The sequence below is a fragment of the Streptomyces sp. NPDC033136 genome, assembly GCF_055578235.1.
The window spans coordinates 1-1,245 of record NZ_JBVIPD010000063.1 but is presented as its reverse complement, the minus strand read 5'-3'; the positions used below and the strand labels follow the sequence as shown (position 1 = coordinate 1,245).

The 1,245-nt window shown below is 66.4% G+C and carries 2 pseudogenes; both read right to left on the bottom strand.

Annotated features, from left to right (window positions below):
- Positions 1 to 216: pseudogene (locus ACZ5TL_RS39485) on the bottom strand (hypothetical protein); the annotation flags it as partial.
- Positions 217 to 285: 69 nt separating this feature from the next.
- Positions 286 to 1,142: pseudogene (locus tag ACZ5TL_RS39480) on the bottom strand (IS5 family transposase).
- Positions 1,143 to 1,245 lie beyond the last annotated feature (103 nt).

Below are 1,245 nucleotides of genomic sequence, written 5' to 3'. Positions count from 1 at the left end.
GCCGAGGAGTTCGTGCAGCTCACGGGCTCGGAACTCTTGATCGGGATGCTGGTTGAAGGTGTTCACGATGGCCTGGTAGGCGGTGTTCGTCTCGGGCGGTGCGGGCTGGCCTGAAGCCGGCGCGAGTTCGGCGATGACCTTCCGGGTGGTGACCAGGTCCGCGAGTCGCGCTTCGGACTCGGTCAGGGCGGCGGTCAAGTGCCTGGATCTGGTCACGCAGTTCGCCGGCACGGTCTGCGGTCATGTCGTGCTGGGCCTGGAGGCCGGCCGGGAGCTCGATGACGTTCACGCGGCCAGTCCGAGGGTGTCGCGCCAGGCTGGACTCGGTGTGGTGAGGCGGCGGGTCATGTTCGCGATCGAGGCCCAGTAGACGCGTGAGGCGGACGTGTCGGGCCGGTGATCGTACTCGCGGGCCAGTCGGCGGTGCAGCATCAACGTGCCGTTGACCTGTTCCACGATCCACCTCTTCGGTTGCGGGACGAAGCCTTTGCCCTGGTCAGCCGCGGGTTGCGGCGGACGACTTCGACGTCGATGTCCAGCAGGGCACCGTGGATGAGGACCTCGTCCTTGAAGCCCTGGTCCACCAGAGCCTTCTCCAGACGCATCCCGCACCGCTCGGCGGCCTGGTCGAGCAGGGCGGTGCCGGCGGCGTTGTCGTGGGCGGATGCGGCGAGCACGACGACGCCGATGATCAGGCCCAGCACGTCGACGGCCAGTCCCCGCTTGCGGCCCGACACCTTCTTGTTGGCGTCCAGCCCCGTCGTGGTCTTCGGGACACCGGCGGCCGCGCGGACGGACTGGGTGTCGATGATCACGAGGGACGGGTCCTCTAATCGGCGGGCCTTCTCCCGGACCTGGCAGCGCAGGAGTTCCTGGATCCGCTGGTCAAGGCCGTCCTGGCGCCACAGCGTGAAGTAGTAGAACACCGCCGACCAGGCCGGCAGGTCATGGGGCAGGTAGCGCCACTGACAGCCCGTCCGGTTCTGATAGAAGATCGCGTTCACGACCTCCCGCAGATCGCAGGACCCGGAATCACCGGTCGCCGACCGCTCCACCCTCGCCTGCTTCCAGGCCGTGATCATCGGCTGGATCAACGCCCATTGCCCGTCCGATAAGTCGCTGGGGTACGGCTTTCTCTCCATGGCTCGCATCTCAACATGGACATGCTCACCACATGCCCCGCGCAGCCATCAGTACCACGATCGAGTGATCGCGAACCAGGAAAGATCGGACTTAACGTCCACT